Origin of the sequence: Streptomyces sp. NBC_01716, assembly GCF_036248275.1 — a bacterium.
Lineage (GTDB): Bacteria > Actinomycetota > Actinomycetes > Streptomycetales > Streptomycetaceae > Streptomyces.
Window position 1 is genome coordinate 1123687 of record NZ_CP109181.1, and the last position, 15163, is coordinate 1138849.

The window sequence follows — 15163 nt, forward strand, 5'->3', positions numbered from 1 at the left end:
ATGCGCTCAGCCCGACGACGTACACGGCTGGGGGTGGCGGTCGCGCTGGCCGCCGCTCTGCTGGCCACCGGTGCCGAAGCGGGGGCGGGTGCCGCGACCGCGGCGCCCGACTCCGCTTCCGCGGAGAAGGAGAAGCGCGGCGATCCGTTCGCACCTGTCGACCCGCAGAACTGGCAGGACCAGCAGGACATGACCTGGAGCGACTACCGGGCCGTGCCCGGTACGGACTGGGCCGATCCGACGCGGGAACCGACCGAGAAGAAGCTCAGGATAGCCGTGCTGGCCGTCGACTTCCCCGATCAGCCCTTCGTGATGACCCTGCCCAAGGGCAGCGACCTGTTCAAGAACCCCCAGATCGATCCGGTGCCGCGCGAGCGGATATCCCAGTTCTACGCGGACTTCTGGAACAAGCCGAGCGAGCTCAACCACGGGCACACCGTCAACGAGTACTGGATGGAACAGACCGACGGCCGGATCGGCGTCGAGTTCGTCCCCTTCTCGCCCTACCGTGCCCCGCGTGAGTCCTACGAGTACGGCATCAACGACATCGGCCAGGAGGGCGAGGGGTGTCCGGCCGAGCACAGCTGTAAGGGCTCGATCGAGAGAGACATCGACCCGATGTGGCTCGACGACGTCGGCGAGGCCGAGGCCAAGACGTACGACCGGGTCTTCCGTCTCTACGCCGGCTACGACGAGACCTCCGTCTGGCAGGAGTTCGGCGAGATGATGTTCCAGAACAAGGAGGACATCCCCGACGAGTGGGGGCCGCCGGACCCGTCGCTGCCGAACTGGGTGCGGGGCCGCTACACGGAGTGGACCTCGTGGAAGGCCGGTTCGCAGCTCTGGGGCAACTCCGGTATCCGGCAGGGCGAAAGCTCGGGCACGATCACTCACGAGATCACCCACACGTTCGACATCGGCGACAACGCCAACAACCCGTATGTGCGGCCGTACCACCGCTCGGGCACCGGCCCCTTCGACGGCATGGACCGCGGCTCGTTCAACGGGCCCGGCGGCCCGCACAACCGCTGGCAGGTGCCCGCGACGCAAGGTGCGTCGATGCCCGCGGGCCATACGCTGCGTACGAAGATGAAGCTCGGCTTCATCGACGACCAGCAGGTCCTGTCTCTCGACCCCGAGTCCCTGAAGGCCAACGGCCCCGCGGTGTTCGAGGTGCGGGCCCGTACCGCCGCCGTACAGAAGAACGCACTCCAGGGGGTCCGCATCAATCTGGGCAAGGACCTGACGCCGTCCTGCGACGTGGCCAAGGACCCGATGTGCTCGGGGCCGGGCTTCACGGACTACACGATCGAGACGGTCCAGCGGATCGGCACCGACTCGTTCACGCCGGACAACGGGGTGCTGCTGACGAAGAACAAGCCCTACGACAACGAGAACGGCAGCTGCGGATATCTCTGCTTCAGCTGGATGGTCGACGCCAATCCGCAGGACATCGGCATGGTCGACTACGAGAAGCCGGACGGTACGCCCGTGATGCGCTCCATCGGCGACTACCGGCAGCTCAACGACGGTCTGTTCCACGCCGGCACCAACTCGGGCAGCGAGTACGAGTATGTCGACCAGGCCAACAGGCTGCACTTCTACGTCATCGACAAGCGGCTGACCTGGAAGGGCGAGCTGTCGTACGTCATCGCCGTCAGGTCGCTCGACGGGTCGGGGCCGCAGAAGCGGGGCGTGGCGCTGGGCCACGGCAGCCCCGAGGGTAAGCCGGACGGCGCCGGGACCACATGCAGCTTCGACCTCACCAACACCGGGCGCGGCGCGAGCGGTTCGGCGGCGCGGCACCAGAAGTCGGACGTCTACCGGCTGACGGCGCGGGTCGACGGCAAGAGCTGGCGGGTGGCGCTGCCCAACCAGCTGGCGACGGCGGAGGCCGGCCGTTCTACGGAGGTCAAGGTCGCGGTGGCGGCGGGCCACGGTGCCGCCCGGACAGGGAAGGTGTCGCTGACGGCGCGCTCGGAGAGCGACCCGTCGCGGACGGCGACGGCGACGTGCGCGGTACGTCGCTGAGTCGCCGAGTCGCGGTGACACGCGGCTGAATCACGGCTGACGCACCGGACGGGCCGGGCCTGGTGGGGTCCGGCCCGTCCCATCGCGCATCAGCCGTTGCCGGCGTGCCGGTCCTGCTCGTGCGGGTAGACAACGCTCAGAGGGTGACCGCGGTCCCCACCGTGTTGGGGACGAAGGCATCGCCGAACCGCCCGGCCATCGCGTGCTGGGCCCGCCACCCGGTGCAGTGGGCGGGAATGAGGACGGACGGCGTCATCTCGCCCAGATCCGCGAGCACTTGGGGAATCAGGGACTCGAACACCGGCCCGTTGAGGTGGAATCCACCCACGACCGCGTGCAACGGCCGGTCGTACGTGAGGCGTCGCGCGTAACGGCAGATGTTCACCACGCCCGCGTGCCCGCACCCCGTCAGGACCATCAGCCCCTTGTCCCGTACGTCGATGATCAGCGCCTGGTCGTCGAGGACGAGCGGATCGGGCTCCCACTTCCCGCCCAGCCACGCCTGCTGCGGCGGGAAGCCGGGCTCGTAGCCGGTGGTCCGTGGCACTTCGCCGGTGACCAGGACCGATCCCTCGAAGAGGAAGCTCGGCTGCTGCTCCTCGATCACCGTGAATCCGGCGCCTTCGAGAGCTCCACGGCTCGTCGTGGGCAGGTCCATGGGTTCGGCGCCCGGCAGGAGCATCCGGCGGCTGCGCCAGAAGTGCGGGTGGATCAGCACCGGCAGATTGACCCGGCCGCCCAGGGCGCGGATCAGCCCGTCGAGCCCGGTGGTGTGGTCGAAGTGCCCGTGACTGCAGATGATCGCCTCGATGGAGGCCGGATCGATGCGCAGCCGGCGCATGTTCTCCACGACCCCGTCGGGGCTGGTGCCGGCGTCGAACAGGAACCGGTGCTCGTGGCCGTTCTTGACGACGGTGACGAGGGCGGAGAATCCGTGCTCGGCGACCAGAGGGTCGGGAACGGACTCCTCCGTCATGGTCGACGCCGGAATCCCGCTGCCCGGTCTCAGTCGCCGTGCGGGTCCCTGGTCGGCCAGGATCTGATCGGTGACGTTGTCCATGAGCGTGGTGACGGTCACCGAGTCGACCGGCTCCAGAAGCATGTGGGTGCGCGGCTCGAAGTCGTGCAGGACCCGAGGCGCGTGATCGCTGGGTACTCCACCCGTACACATGCGCTCTATTTTATCCCCATATGCGCATCCTCGATATGCGGATCCTCACGGGCGGCACCGGCGGCCCAGGGGATCACGGCTTCGGGGCGGACGCCCGTTCCTCGGCCGCGATCTCCGCGGCGAAGCCGGCGTCCTCCGCCTCCACCTTCAGGGCCTCGGCGAGGACCCGCTCCAGGCTTCCGTTCGGGATCACGACCGCTCCGCTGGCGTCGGCGTACACATAGTCCCCGGGGACCACGCCCACACCACCGACCTCCACGGGGACGTTCGCGGCGAGCGGCATCGCGGTTTCGCCGCCCGCACGCGTCGCCTCTCCGCGGCACCAGGTCGCGAACCTGTAGTCGGCCAGCTGGTCGAAGTCCCGCAGCCGGCCGTCCGTCAGGATCCCGGCCGCGCCGGTGTGTTCGAGCCGGGAGAGCTTCGTGCCACCACCGTGGGAGGCGTCGGGGTATCCCCCGCTGGACAGCACGAGCACCGTGCCCGCCGGGCGGTTGCTCATCGCCTGGGCGTAGAGATCGCCGAACTCGGGGTGCGGCACGTCGTCGCGGTAAGGGAGATAGGCCATCGTGGCGACCGGGCCGAACAGTCTTCGTGGCGCGGGGCTGACCAGGCTGAGGATGTGCGCGCGGTGCCCATGGATACGGCCCATGGCGTCGACCAGCGACGCGCACGCCACGCGGTCGAGCAGCCCGTCGTCCAGAGGCCCCGGATCGTTCCCCATCATGGCTCCCTTCCTCTCATGCGCGGGCGGTGGCGACCGCGGCCCCTACCGCGATCCCTGCCCGCGGGCGTGCCGCCAGGCGCGCTCCTGTTGGGCCTCCCATCGCCGGGGATCGACCTCCAGGGCCGCCCGGTCCCATTCGCCGAGTTCCGCCGCCGCCTCGTACGTGCTGTGCAGGAAGGCCGCCAGGGTGCGGTCGGGGTCGGCGGAGCGCCGTACCGACTGGTACGGCAGCAGGAACTCGTGCTCCTCGTGGCTGTAGTACGCGGCCTCCGGGCTCACCGGCGCATCGCTGTAGCCGAGCGGCTCCGGGTAGGCGTACGAGTAGAACGCCCCCTCCTCGCCGCCTCCGGGCCAGAATCCGCAGCTGCTCAGCTCACCGGAGTACCCCTCGACCATCACCCAGTCCCCGCAGTTGGGGGCGCCTCCGGGATGCGTCGGCGCCGCACGGCCCGAATACCTGGTGCAGGCGAGATCCATCGCACCCCAGAAGAAGTGCACGGGGCTGACTTTCCCGCCGAAATAGGAGCGGAATTCCATGAATCCTCGATGCGCCTGAAGCAATTGAAGCCAGAAGCGGTGGACCGGGCTCGGATCGTAGGCACGGTGCCCGAAGTCCTCCGTGAAATCGACGGCCACCTCGACTTCGTTCGGATGATTCTGGATGGTGCTGGTCACACCGAGCTCACGCAGGCCGCCCATGACCCGGTCGTAGAACTCCGCCACCGGCATGGACCGGAGAGCGAATTCGCGCGCACCACCACCGCTTTCGCGCATGAGAAGTCTGTGGTCGACGAAGTCGAACTCGATGTCGAACATTCCCCGTCCGTAAGGAATTCCCGATGTGGAGAGACCGCGCGGCGTGGGATACAGGGCAACCGCCCACCAGTGATTGATCAGAGGTGTGTGCGCGAGCCTGACCTTTCCCACAATCTGCATCCACATATGGAGGGTGTCTCGCGTCTCGGCCCATTCGTCCACACGGAGCCGCGGCCACCCCAGCTGCATTTCTACATCGGTCGGTGTCATTGTTCCGCCTCCCAGAGGCCCCCCACCGGGTTGAAACAAGGTCGCACTCTCCATCGTGGGACGGGAGGCCGACTACGGCCACTCGCGCCGCCGGCGCGGGGCCTCGGGCGGGGCGGGGACTTGGCCCACAGAAGTGAATAAGGGTGCGGAAGGGGCGTTGCGCGGCCGTAAACCGCGGCCCGTGGGAGACGCTGCGCCGAGACCGGCCGGCCCCGCCTGCCCGCCGGCTCAGGAGTCTCGTCCGAGGAGCCCATCATGGGAGCGCCGCCGCCCACCGCCGACCGGACCGATGACGCGTACCGCTTCGACGACCTGACCGCCCTCTACATCAATTGCACGCTCAAACCGTCTCCGCTGCAGAGCCACACCCAGGGGCTGATCGACAGGAGCCGCGCGATCGTGGAGGAGCGCGGCGGCTCCACGGATGTGCTCCGGGCCGTCGACCACGACATCGCGACGGGCATCTACCCGGACATGACGGAGCACGGCTTCGCCACCGACGAGTGGCCGGCCCTGTACGAGCGGGTGATGGCGGCGGACATCCTGGTGCTCGCGGGGCCGATCTGGCTCGGCGACAACAGCTCGGTGACCAAGCGGGTGATCGAGCGTCTCTACGGGTGTTCGAGCCTGCTCAACGACCAGGGTCAGTACGCCTACTACGGACGCGTCGGCGGCTGCCTCATCACCGGCAACGAGGACGGCGTGAAGCACTGCTCGATGAACGTCCTCTACAGCCTGCAACACCTCGGTTACACCATCCCGCCCCAGGCCGACGCGGGCTGGATCGGCGCGGCGGGGCCGGGCCCGTCGTATCTGGACCCCGGCTCGGGCGGCCCCGAGAACGACTTCACCAACCGCAACACGGCCTTCATGACCTGGAACCTGATGCATGTCGCGGCCATGCTCAAACACGGGGGCGGCATTCCCGCGTACGGCAACCAGCGCACGGAGTGGGACGCCGGCTGCGACCGCGCGTACCCCAACCCCGACTACCGCTGAGCCGGCGCGCCGCGATCCTCGTGGGATCCTGGCGGCGCGCAGACGCCGGGTCGGCGACTGTCAGGCGAAGTAGCGGGCGAGTGAGGTGACAACCGCGGCCGGACGCGCCGAGCCCTCGATCTCTATCACGCTCTCCAGCTTCAGCTGGACGGCGCTGTCGACCCGGCCGACCTGCGCGAGCCGCGCGGTGGCGCGGACGCGGGAGCCCTCGATGACGGGGGTGATGAACCGCACCCGGTCCAGTCCGTAGTTCACCGCGAAGGACACGTTGTCGACGCGGTACAGCCGGGTCGTGAGTTCGGCGAGCAACGACAGGGTCAGATAGCCGTGTGCGATCGTCCGCCCGAAGGGGCCCGAGGCGGCGCGGGCCGGGTCGACGTGGATCCACTGATGGTCTCCGGTCACGTCGGCGAATCCGTCGATGCGCCTCTGGTCCACCAGGATCCAGTCACTGGCTCCGAGATCTTCTCCCTCGGAGCCGGCCAGATCGGTCAGACCGTCGAAGATCCGCATGTGACGTGCCGTCATGAAGGCTGCCGGGCCAGTTCCTTGGGCTTGCCGTTGACGAACTGGAACGCCACCAGCGACTTGCTGAATCCGTCGCGTCCGTCCCCGAAGTTGATCAGTGACTTCTCCTTGCCCGCGGCGCCGGCGAAGGGCGTGATCTCGTCGATCGCCTTGGCGAGCTTGTCTCCCCCGGTGTCGCCGTTGGTGGCCTCAAGCCCCTTCTTCAGGACGGTGAAGGCGTCCCAGGTGGCGCCCGCCTGCTCCGCCAGGCCGAGGGAGAGCTCGTCCACGCTCCCGCCGTACTCGTCGGCGTAGGCCTTGATGAAGTCCTCGTACTCCGGCTTGGACGGCTGCTGGTTGGCCAGCGTGTAGATCGCCGGAAGGCTGGTGTAGGCGTCGCCGCCGATCTTCAGAGCGTCGGGGGCGATGAGCGAACCGAAGCCGACGACCGGCACGTTGACCCCGGCCTCGGCCATCGTCTTGAGCATGAGGCCGGCATCGGCCGCCGCGGACCCGATGTGGACGACAGCGTCCGGGCGCTCCTTCTTCAGCTTGGACACGGCCGAGGTCAGATCGGTCGCACCGAGCGTGTAGTGCACGGTCTCACCCGGATCCATGCCCGCTTCCTTGGCCTGGTCGGTGATCGGCCGCCACAGGGTCGCCCCGGTCGGACCGTCGTCCGCGGTCACCACGGGGTGCTTGTAGCCGAGTGACTTGAGCAGGTCGATCATCTGGACCGGGTAGTCGCTCTGGTCGACCGTGGTGCGGAACGTGAACTTCGCGCCGTCCATCAGAGCGGGCGAGATCGTGGAGGAGTTGATGAAGACGATCTTCCGCGGCTCGACAATCTGACGGATCGTCAGTCCTTCGATACTGGTGTAGCCGCCCATCATGACTCCGGCCCGGTCGACCGTGATGGCCCGCTGGGCGACCTTGGCCGACTCGTCGGCGGTGAGCTTGTCGTCGTACACCTTCAGCGAGAGCTTCCGGCCGCCCGCGCCGCCGTCGGCGTTGATCGTCTTCACGGCCAGCTTGGCCGTGTTGACCATCTCCTTGGCCACGGCCGCGTTGCCGCTGGTGAGCGGGGCTGCGAAGCCGATGACCAGAGTCTTGCCGCCACCGTTCGAGGCGTTGCCGACGCCGTCGGAGCCGCAGGCGGTGAGCGATATCGAGGCGGCGAGCGCGCAGGCGCCGACGCCGATGAGAGATCTGTAGTGCACGAGAGACTCCTTGGCTGTGATGACGGGCTCAGTCGGAAGTGGCCCCGGGCCGCCACTGGGGCAGGCCGATGCCGTCGGCGATCCGCAACTGGTAGGCCTGGACGCGCTGGCCGATGTGGACCTCGTCCACGGGGCAGTCGGTGACGTTCCCCATCATTCGGGGCCCCTCGTCGAGGTCGATGAGCGCGATCACGTACGGCGCGTCCGCGTCGAACCCGCGCATGCCGGCCTGCCGGACGACGGTGAAGGTGTAGATGGTGCCGCGCCCGCCGGCCGCCTCCCACTCGGGTATCGCCGCACAGGTGCGGCAGACGTGCCGGGGGTAGTGCTGCGTGGCGCCGCAGGAAGGGCAGCGCTGGATCAACAGCGTCCCGTCATGGGCCGCCCGGAAGTAGGTCGCGCTGACGGGGTCGAGGTCCGGGACCGGCTTCACCCAGGTGTCGGTGACGTCGACGATCTCCAGGGTCCCCTGCCGGCCACGGATGTTCTGGGATGCCATCTGACTCATCGGCCCTTCCCGAGGATGGTGACGCCGATCGTGGAGAACCAGCCGCCGGATCCGGCGGCGAGCGCCACGTCGCAGTCCGGAACCTGCACCTCGCCGGCCTGGCCGCGGAGTTGCCGGACGGCCTCGATCAGCAGGAAGATGCCGCGCAGCCCGGGATGGCAGGCCGACAGGCCGCCGCCGTCGGTGTTGATGGGCAGCCTGCCGCCCGGGCGGAGGTTGCCCTCCTCGGCGAACGGGCCTCCCTCGCCCGGCTTGCAGAAGCCGAGGCTCTCCAGCAGCAGGATGACCGTGATGGTGAAACTGTCGTAGAGCATGGCCATGTCCACGTCGTCCGGGGTCAGCCCCGCTCGCGCGAACGCGTCCGGCCCCGACCGGGCCCCCGCCGTCGTGGTCACGTCCGGCGCCTGCGAGATGTTCCAGTGGTTCTGGCGGGCGGCTGTCCCCAGGATCGAGACGTACGGCTGCTTGAGGTCGCGGGCGCGTTCCTCGGTGGTCACGATGACCGCCCCGCCGCCGTCGGTGATCGCACAGCAGTCGAGCAGACGCAGGGGATCGGCGATCACGCGTGAGCCGAGGACGTCATCGACTGTCAGCGGCTTGCGGTAGATGGCCCGGGGATTGTGGGCGGCGTACTCACGGACGGCGACGGCGACACTCGCGAGCTGCTCCGGAGTGGTGCCGTACTCGTACATATGGCGCTGAGCGGCCATCGCGTAGGCCGCGACCGTGGTTTTGCCGTACGGCTCCTCGTACGCCGCACCGCCCACCGGTTTCCGGCCGTACGCCGTGCCGAGGCTTCGTCCCATCCGCGTCAGCAGGTCGCTGCCGTAGGTCAGGAGGATCGTGTGCGCCATGCCGGACCTGATCGCGGCCTCGGCGTGCTGCATCTGGAACTCGTAGGCCGATCCGCCCGTGTAGGTGCCCTCGATCCAGCGCGGATCGAGGCCGAGGTACTCCGCCGTCTCCGGGAGGTCGACGCCCGGGACGCCGGGGATCCAGGCCTCGGCGCAGCCGAATCCGTCGATGTCGCCCTTGCTGATTCCCGAGTCGGCCAGCGCGCGTCGCATGGCCTGGGCCTGATGCCCGAGTCCGTCGAGGTGGGGTGCCTTGGGGCCGTCGGACAGTCCGATGGCGGCGATGACCGGAGTCCGGTCGGGACGTGTCACGGGTCAACTCCTCTTGCGGTTACGGAGTTCATGCTTCTGGATCTTGCCGGAGGCCGTCATGGGCAGCTCCGGGAGCACCTGCCACGAGGCGGGGATCTTCTGTCTGGCGAGCTTGGCCTCGTCCAGGTACGCCGCCATCTCGGCGTCGCCCGGCCACTCGTGGTCGGCGGCCAGGGTGACGAAGGCGCCGACGACTTCGCCGAGCCGGTCGTCGGGCAGTCCGACGACGGCCGCCATCCCGACAGCGGGGTGTCGCTGGAGGAGCTCCTCGATGTCGCGCGCGGAGAACTTCTCGCCCGCGCGATTGATGATGTCCTTGGTACGGCCGGTGATGCGTACGAGGCCCTGTTCGTCGACCCGGCCGAGGTCGCCGGTGTAGAACCAGCCCTCCTCGTCCAACTGCTCCCGGGTGAGGGCCGGATCGGTGTAGCCGATGAGTGCCTGCGGGCCCCGGATCCGCAGCTCGCCTTCCTCTCCCGGCGGGAGCCGGCGGCGTTCGGGGTCGACCGCCTGGATCTCGCTGCCGGGAACGACGGCACCGTCGTACTCGGCCCTGATGTCGAGCCGTTCGGTGGGGGCGACCCAGGAGACTCCCCCGCCGGTCTCGGTCATGCCGTAACCGCGCAGCGCCGTGATCCCGACCTCGCCGGCCTCTCGGATCAGGTCGGGTGCGGTCGAGGCGCCCCCGGACATGAAGACGGTGATGGGGTGCCCGGTCCCGATGCCCGCGCGATTAGCGGCGACCAGGTCATGGAGGAACACCGAGGCGGCGGTGGTGAAGGTGCACCGTTCGCGCTCGATGATCCGCGCGGCCTCCGCCCCGTTCCAGGCCGGCATCACGACGATCTTGGCGCCCATGGACGCGGGCCAGACGACGCCGGCGTTGAAGCCCGCCAGGTGCGAGAGGGGCGACGCGCAGAAGAAGACGTCCTTCGCGCCGAGCGACATGGTGTGGCGGATGCTGCGCGCGTTCGACACGAAGCCCTGACCCGTGAGTTCGACCCCTTTCGGCGCCGACGTGGTCCCCGACGTGTACAGCATCAGGCAGCACTTCTCGGGTTCGAGTGGGTCCGGCAGGGAGACGGACGGGCGTGGGTCGTCCCGCCGGGAGAAGGGGAGCCAACCCGGTCTTGGTTCGTCCATGTCGACGCAGAAGCGGGCGACCGGTCCCCATGACGCGCCGTCGAGTATGCCGTCGAGCTCGTCGGCGGGGCGCCGGCCGCGGTTCTCGGCGATCGAGATCACCGCTCGCGGCTTGCAGTCGTTCACGATGTGCGCCATCTCGTGCTCGCGGTAGATGGGCACGACGGGGACGTTGACCGCACCGATACGGAAGGCCGCGACCTGGCCCAGCAGCGCCTCGGCCAGGTTCGGCAGCTGGATGAGGACGCGGTCGCCGCGTACGACTCCCGCCTCGACCAGGTTCGCGGCCAGTACATCGGCCCACGCGGCGAACTCGCCGTACGTCAGCCGGAGGTCGCCGATCACCAGGAACTCACGGTCCGGAGTGCGCTCGGCGACGTCGAACACCCACCATCCGAGGCGTTCGGCGGTCCAGTACCCGTGGTCGCGGTAGTAGGCCTCGCGGTCGGTCTTCGTCGTCGGCGCGGGAGCAGACATGCCCATTCCTCTCGTCGCGAACTGTGCGGACGGCGGTGCGAGGCCGTCGTTCACGTGAAGTGGTTAGCCATGTGTAACATTGACTTAATCCAGGCGCAACGGATCGCGCCGATCTCTTTACCTGGCTAAGCAAGCCTGTTTCGGAACCGGCCGATCACCTGCGGGATCTCGCGGGCCGGGCCGCACGAGCACGCAGAAGAAGGGCGAGAAATGGACGAACTGAAGGGGAAGGTCGCCGTCGTCACCGGCGCCGGCCAGGGCATCGGACGAGCCGAGGCGAGGGCGCTCGCGCGGGCGGGCGCCCATGTGATCGTGAATGACGTGGGCCGCGCACCGGGCCGCCCGGCCGCCGAAGAGGCCGTGGAGGAGATCCGTGGGGCCGGTGGGAGCGCCGAGGCCAACGGGGACGACATCTCCACCTGGGACGGCGCCGAGCGGCTGATCGGCCAGGCGGTCGGCGTCAGGGGCAAGCTCGATCTCCTGGTCTGCAATGCCGGGATCATCCGCGACCGGACCATCGTCAACATCTCCGAGGCCGAGTGGGACGCGGTGATGGCCGTCCATCTCAAGGGCCACGCGGGTCCGCTCCACTTCGCGGCGGCCCACTGGAAGTCGCTGTACCAGGAGTCCGGTGAGCAGGTCGAAGCGACGGTGGTGACGACCTCGTCGGAGGCCGGGCTCTACGGCAACTTCGGGCAGGTCAACTACTCGGCTGCCAAGGCCGGCATCGTCGCCCTGACGCAGGTCGCGGCGCGCGAGTTGGCACGGTACGGCGTACGCGCCAACTCGATCTGCCCCCGGGCCCGTACAGGAATGACCGAAGGAGTCGTCGAGGGGATGGAGCCCGTCGAGGGGGCGGCCGACGAGTGGGACCCCGAGAGCGTCGCCGCGCTCACGACCTTCCTCGGCTCGCGATACTCCCGGGGGATCACCGGCCAGGTCTTCGTCGTCCATGGCCCGACCGTGTCCCGTATGCGGGAGTGGACGCCCGCGGACGAGATCACCGGGGACAGCAGTCTTCGGCTGGAGGACATCATCAGCCGGCGCGAGCTTCTCGGCTCGGCCGAGGACACGATGATCGTGGACTTCGCCGAAGCTTCCGCGAAGTCGGGGCGTGTGGCCCGGACCTGAGTGGACGTCAGCTGTTGGACGAGACGGTGGCCGGACCCCAAGTGGGGCCGGCCACCGTCTCGTTCCCGCTCGTCAGCCCGCCACGATGATCGCCGCGGCCGGGCAACCGGCGGCGGCCGCCACGGCGGCGTCGCGTTCGGTGGCGCTCACCCGCTCCCGCAGAACGGTCACCGTGCCCTCGTCGTCCAGGCCGAAGACCGAGGGCGCCACAAACGTGCAGTTCCCGGAACCTACGCAGACGTCCGGGTCCGCGGTGACGGTGGCCTGGGAGTTCTCGGACATCAGGCACCGCCCGACGACGCCGGGCGGCTCGACACCAGAGCGGTGTCGATACGGGTGGGCCCGAGGTCGCTCGATCCGCCGGGGTGGCCCAGCGCCTCGTCGCGCCCCGGGAGGGGCTCAAGGAAGAAGCGGGCGTTGTCGTCGACGAACTCGGCCTGGTTCTCAGGGACTTCGTCGTGGTACGTGATGGCCGTGGCCGGACAGACCGGCTCGCAGGCACCGCAGTCCACACATTCGTCAGGGTGGATGTACGCCTTGCGCGAGCCCTCGTAGATGCAGTCGACCGGGCAGACCTCGACACAGCTGCGGTCGAGGACGTCGATGCAGTCGCCGTGGATGACGTAAGCCATGAGGATGCCGACTTCCTGGTTGAAGGAACGAAGCGGTGAGCGCCCGCTGTTCAGACGGTGCGCCGGGGGTTCACACGGTGCGCCCGCGGTTCAGACGGTGCGCCGGCCCGGCCGCCCGGCGCCCGTCGCTCCGAGGTGACGCAGGGTTTCCCAGTCGGGAATCTTGGTGCGTACGCGGCCGAGTGCCCGGCCGCGGTTCAACTCCGCCGAGTCGATCGACAGCCAGCCGTCGTAGGTGACGGGCCTGATGCCGCGCGCGGCGAGCACCCGGTCGACCTCCTCGGGCCCGGCGCCACGGGGCGAGCGGCTCGCCAGATCCGCGAGGACGCCGACCACCGTTTCGGCGGCGCAGGCCCGGTTCGTCCCGACGACCCCGGACGGTCCACGCTTGAGCCATCCGGCGACGTAGTGACCGTCGACGGCCCGGCCGTCCGGACCGAGCACCCGGCCCGCGTCGTGCGGGACGCGGCCCAGGTCTTCGTCGAACGGCAGTGTGCCGACCCGTGTGCTGTGGTGGCCGACCGAGGTGACGACCATGCCCGCCTTGAGCTCGGTGACCTCGCCGGTGGGCACCACCGCACCGCCGGCCTCCCGTGTCTTCTCCAGGCGCACGGCCGCGAGGGCGCCGCCCGCGCCGAGAAGCTCCACCGGACGGGACCAGAAGTGGAAGTGCAGGGTCCGCCGAGCGGGAACCACCTGACGCGCGGCGAGGTCGGCGAAGGCTCTGAGGTTCGCCGCTGTCTGCGGGTCCTGTGAGTCCGCAGGCAGTGGGTCCAGGTCGATCTCGGTGGCGACGTCGTCGAGTTCGAGCAGTTCACGCAGTTCCTTCGCGGTGAACTTCGCGTGCTCGGGTCCGCGCCGGCAGACGAGATGGACGTCGCGGACACCGCTGCGCGCGAGCCGTTCCAGGACGTGCGGCGGCATGTCGGTCCCCGCCAGGTCCCGGGCCGGCTTCACCAGCAGGCGGGCCACGTCCAGGGCCACGTTGCCGGCCCCGACGACGACCACCGATTCCGCCGTCAATGGGAAGCCTTCCCCCGCTTGGGCACGGTCGGGATGGCCGCTGTACCAGGCGACGACGTCCGTGGCCGAGCAGACCCCGGCGAGATCCTCCCCCGGTATGGAGAGCCGGCGACCGACGGAGGCGCCGGTGGCGAACACCACCGCGTCGTAAAGCCCCCGGAGTTCGGCGGTCGTCAGGTCGATACCGACGTCGACGTCCCCGAGGAAGCGGACCCGCTCACGCTCAAGGACCTTCTGAAGCGCGACGACGATCGACTTGATCCTCGGGTGGTCGGGCGCCACGCCGTAACGGACGAGTCCGTACGGTGTGGGCAGCCGGTCGTAGATGTCGACCGACACGTCGGCGCCGCCGCGCACGAGCGCCTCGGTCGCATAGACGCCCGCCGGTCCCGAACCGACGACGGCGACACGGTAAGGGCTCATCCGCTTCTCACTCCTCACCATCACTTAGCCATGCAAACTTAACCATGTGTAGCAATATGTGTCAACGGTCGCTCCCGCTCAGTACGTTCGCTTCGCGGACGCGACGACCGCGCGCGTGGCCTCCGCCGCGAGTCGCGCGGCATCGGCCGCCGGCCGCCGCCGGAGCTCGTCGGAGTAGATCTCGATCGAGAACGGCGCCTCAACTCCGGGCCTGTCGAGGGCCCTGACGAACGAACGCAGGTCCAGGTCGCCCTCGCCGGGCAGGACGCGGTGGTGAACGGCGTCGGCCATCCGGTCGGGGTCGACCGGCGGGATCGGCCCGTCGTTGAACTGGACCATGAAGACGCGCTCCGCCGGCACCGTCCGCAGCGACTCCAGATCCGGCCGGCCGCGAAAGAAGTGCCAACTGTCGACGCAGAGCCCGCCGTTGTCGCGGTTAGCCTCGGTGACGACCGCGAGCCCGGCCGCCAGATCCGGGATGCTGCTGTAGGGAACGAACTCCAGCGCCACCCTCAGCCCGTAGGCGGCGGCCCGGTCGCAGAGACGCCCGAAGGCGTCGGCCACCTCCGGTCCTGCGGGCCGGGCGTCGAAGGTGCCGACGGTCTGCGCGAACGGCACCCCGAACGTGTCAGCCAGGTGGAACGCGATCCTTTCCGCCGCCGGGTCGGCGTAGACCAGCCCCGGACGGCCGGGGATGCCCGCGGGTCCCGGCGTGCCGTGGAAGCCGAAGAGCACCTCGACCTCGTTGATCCGCACATCCCACTCGGCGAGGACCGCGGCGAGGTCACGGTCCGTCCAGCCGTCCGCGAGCAGGGCTTGGTAGTACGGGATGGCGAGGCCGATCCCGTCGTACCCGCACTGCCGGGCAGCCGCCACCCGGTCGGGGAACGAGGCATCGCGTACGGTGCCCCAGGCCAGGACCAACCGCGGCTCGCGGGCGAAGACCGGCGACGCTGTCATCCGTCTACTCCTCACCGAGGCA

The 15163-nt window shown here is 69.2% G+C and carries 15 protein-coding genes; 3 read left to right on the forward strand and 12 right to left on the reverse strand.

Features of this window, described 5'->3' with window-relative positions; all coding sequences use genetic code 11:
* A complete protein-coding gene (locus tag OIE74_RS04845) occupies positions 1–2031 on the forward strand; it encodes a peptidase M6 (RefSeq protein WP_329378753.1) in 2031 nt (676 codons plus the stop codon).
* A 136-nt stretch (positions 2032–2167) separates the two neighbouring features.
* Here the strand turns inward: OIE74_RS04845 and OIE74_RS04850 are convergent, their stop codons facing one another.
* The 3 genes from OIE74_RS04850 to OIE74_RS04860 form a co-directional block, all read right to left on the reverse strand.
* Complete coding sequence (locus OIE74_RS04850) at positions 2168–3202, reverse strand: MBL fold metallo-hydrolase (protein ID WP_329378755.1); 1035 nt, start codon at positions 3200–3202, stop codon at positions 2168–2170.
* 73 nt (positions 3203–3275) lie between these two features.
* On the reverse strand, positions 3276–3926 hold the full coding sequence (locus OIE74_RS04855; protein ID WP_329378757.1) for an RraA family protein: 651 nt from the start codon (positions 3924–3926) through the stop codon (positions 3276–3278).
* Positions 3927–3968: 42 nt separating this feature from the next.
* Entirely contained in the window at positions 3969–4931 is a 963-nt protein-coding gene (locus tag OIE74_RS04860; RefSeq protein WP_329392166.1) for a DUF5996 family protein, read from the reverse strand.
* A 276-nt stretch (positions 4932–5207) separates the two neighbouring features.
* Between OIE74_RS04860 and OIE74_RS04865 the strand changes: the two genes are divergently transcribed.
* Entirely contained in the window at positions 5208–5951 is a 744-nt protein-coding gene (locus OIE74_RS04865; protein WP_329378759.1) for a flavodoxin family protein, read from the forward strand.
* Positions 5952–6011: 60 nt separating this feature from the next.
* Here OIE74_RS04865 and OIE74_RS04870 read toward each other — a convergent pair whose 3' ends face one another.
* The 5 genes from OIE74_RS04870 to OIE74_RS04890 are packed head-to-tail and all read right to left on the reverse strand — an operon-like array spanning position 6012 to position 10972.
* Positions 6012–6479: a MaoC family dehydratase gene (locus OIE74_RS04870; protein WP_443076024.1), complete on the reverse strand. Its 468-nt coding sequence runs from the start codon at positions 6477–6479 to the stop codon at positions 6012–6014.
* Entirely contained in the window at positions 6476–7678 is a 1203-nt protein-coding gene (locus tag OIE74_RS04875) for an ABC transporter substrate-binding protein (protein WP_329378761.1), read from the reverse strand. Before OIE74_RS04875 ends, OIE74_RS04870 begins: the two co-directional genes overlap by 4 nt.
* Before the next feature lie 28 nt (positions 7679–7706).
* Complete coding sequence (locus OIE74_RS04880) at positions 7707–8186, reverse strand: Zn-ribbon domain-containing OB-fold protein (RefSeq protein WP_329378763.1); 480 nt, start codon at positions 8184–8186, stop codon at positions 7707–7709.
* Positions 8183–9352, reverse strand: a complete 1170-nt coding sequence (locus tag OIE74_RS04885) for an acetyl-CoA acetyltransferase (RefSeq protein ID WP_329378765.1) — start codon at positions 9350–9352, stop codon at positions 8183–8185. The genes OIE74_RS04880 and OIE74_RS04885 overlap by 4 nt, the downstream gene beginning before the upstream one ends.
* A 3-nt stretch (positions 9353–9355) precedes the next feature.
* Positions 9356–10972 (reverse strand): class I adenylate-forming enzyme family protein, encoded by a 1617-nt coding sequence (locus OIE74_RS04890; protein WP_329378767.1) that lies wholly within the window; start codon positions 10970–10972, stop codon positions 9356–9358.
* A 210-nt stretch (positions 10973–11182) separates the two neighbouring features.
* Between OIE74_RS04890 and OIE74_RS04895 the strand changes: the two genes are divergently transcribed.
* A complete protein-coding gene (locus OIE74_RS04895) occupies positions 11183–12103 on the forward strand; it encodes an SDR family NAD(P)-dependent oxidoreductase (RefSeq protein ID WP_329378769.1) in 921 nt (306 codons plus the stop codon).
* A 72-nt stretch (positions 12104–12175) separates the two neighbouring features.
* Here OIE74_RS04895 and OIE74_RS04900 read toward each other — a convergent pair whose 3' ends face one another.
* From OIE74_RS04900 to OIE74_RS04915, 4 genes are all read right to left on the reverse strand, one after another.
* On the reverse strand, positions 12176–12385 hold the full coding sequence (locus OIE74_RS04900; protein ID WP_329378771.1) for a ferredoxin: 210 nt from the start codon (positions 12383–12385) through the stop codon (positions 12176–12178).
* Entirely contained in the window at positions 12385–12735 is a 351-nt protein-coding gene (gene fdxA / locus OIE74_RS04905) for a ferredoxin (protein ID WP_329378773.1), read from the reverse strand. Before fdxA ends, OIE74_RS04900 begins: the two co-directional genes overlap by 1 nt.
* A 90-nt stretch (positions 12736–12825) precedes the next feature.
* Positions 12826–14181, reverse strand: a complete 1356-nt coding sequence (locus OIE74_RS04910) for an FAD-dependent oxidoreductase (protein WP_329378775.1) — start codon at positions 14179–14181, stop codon at positions 12826–12828.
* 78 nt (positions 14182–14259) lie between these two features.
* A complete protein-coding gene (locus OIE74_RS04915; protein WP_329378778.1) occupies positions 14260–15141 on the reverse strand; it encodes a sugar phosphate isomerase/epimerase family protein in 882 nt (293 codons plus the stop codon).
* Positions 15142–15163: the final 22 nt, after the last annotated feature.

Bases quoted from the DNA above. Each gene is read 5' to 3' on its own strand.
- OIE74_RS04860 (WP_329392166.1), bottom strand. From the start codon at position 4,931: ATGCAGCTGGGGTGGCCGCGGCTCCGTGTGGACGAATGGGCCGAGACG.
- OIE74_RS04880 (WP_329378763.1), bottom strand. From the start codon at position 8,186: ATGAGTCAGATGGCATCCCAGAACATCCGTGGCCGGCAGGGGACCCTG.
- OIE74_RS04900 (WP_329378771.1), bottom strand. From the start codon at position 12,385: ATGTCCGAGAACTCCCAGGCCACCGTCACCGCGGACCCGGACGTCTGC.
- OIE74_RS04910 (WP_329378775.1), bottom strand. From the start codon at position 14,181: ATGAGCCCTTACCGTGTCGCCGTCGTCGGTTCGGGACCGGCGGGCGTC.
- fdxA (WP_329378773.1), bottom strand. From the start codon at position 12,735: ATGGCTTACGTCATCCACGGCGACTGCATCGACGTCCTCGACCGCAGC.
- OIE74_RS04895 (WP_329378769.1), top strand. From the start codon at position 11,183: ATGGACGAACTGAAGGGGAAGGTCGCCGTCGTCACCGGCGCCGGCCAG.
- OIE74_RS04855 (WP_329378757.1), bottom strand. From the start codon at position 3,926: ATGATGGGGAACGATCCGGGGCCTCTGGACGACGGGCTGCTCGACCGC.
- OIE74_RS04845 (WP_329378753.1), top strand. From the start codon at position 1: ATGCGCTCAGCCCGACGACGTACACGGCTGGGGGTGGCGGTCGCGCTG.
- OIE74_RS04850 (WP_329378755.1), bottom strand. From the start codon at position 3,202: ATGTGTACGGGTGGAGTACCCAGCGATCACGCGCCTCGGGTCCTGCAC.
- OIE74_RS04865 (WP_329378759.1), top strand. From the start codon at position 5,208: ATGGGAGCGCCGCCGCCCACCGCCGACCGGACCGATGACGCGTACCGC.
- OIE74_RS04870 (WP_443076024.1), bottom strand. From the start codon at position 6,479: ATGACGGCACGTCACATGCGGATCTTCGACGGTCTGACCGATCTGGCC.
- OIE74_RS04890 (WP_329378767.1), bottom strand. From the start codon at position 10,972: ATGTCTGCTCCCGCGCCGACGACGAAGACCGACCGCGAGGCCTACTAC.
- OIE74_RS04915 (WP_329378778.1), bottom strand. From the start codon at position 15,141: ATGACAGCGTCGCCGGTCTTCGCCCGCGAGCCGCGGTTGGTCCTGGCC.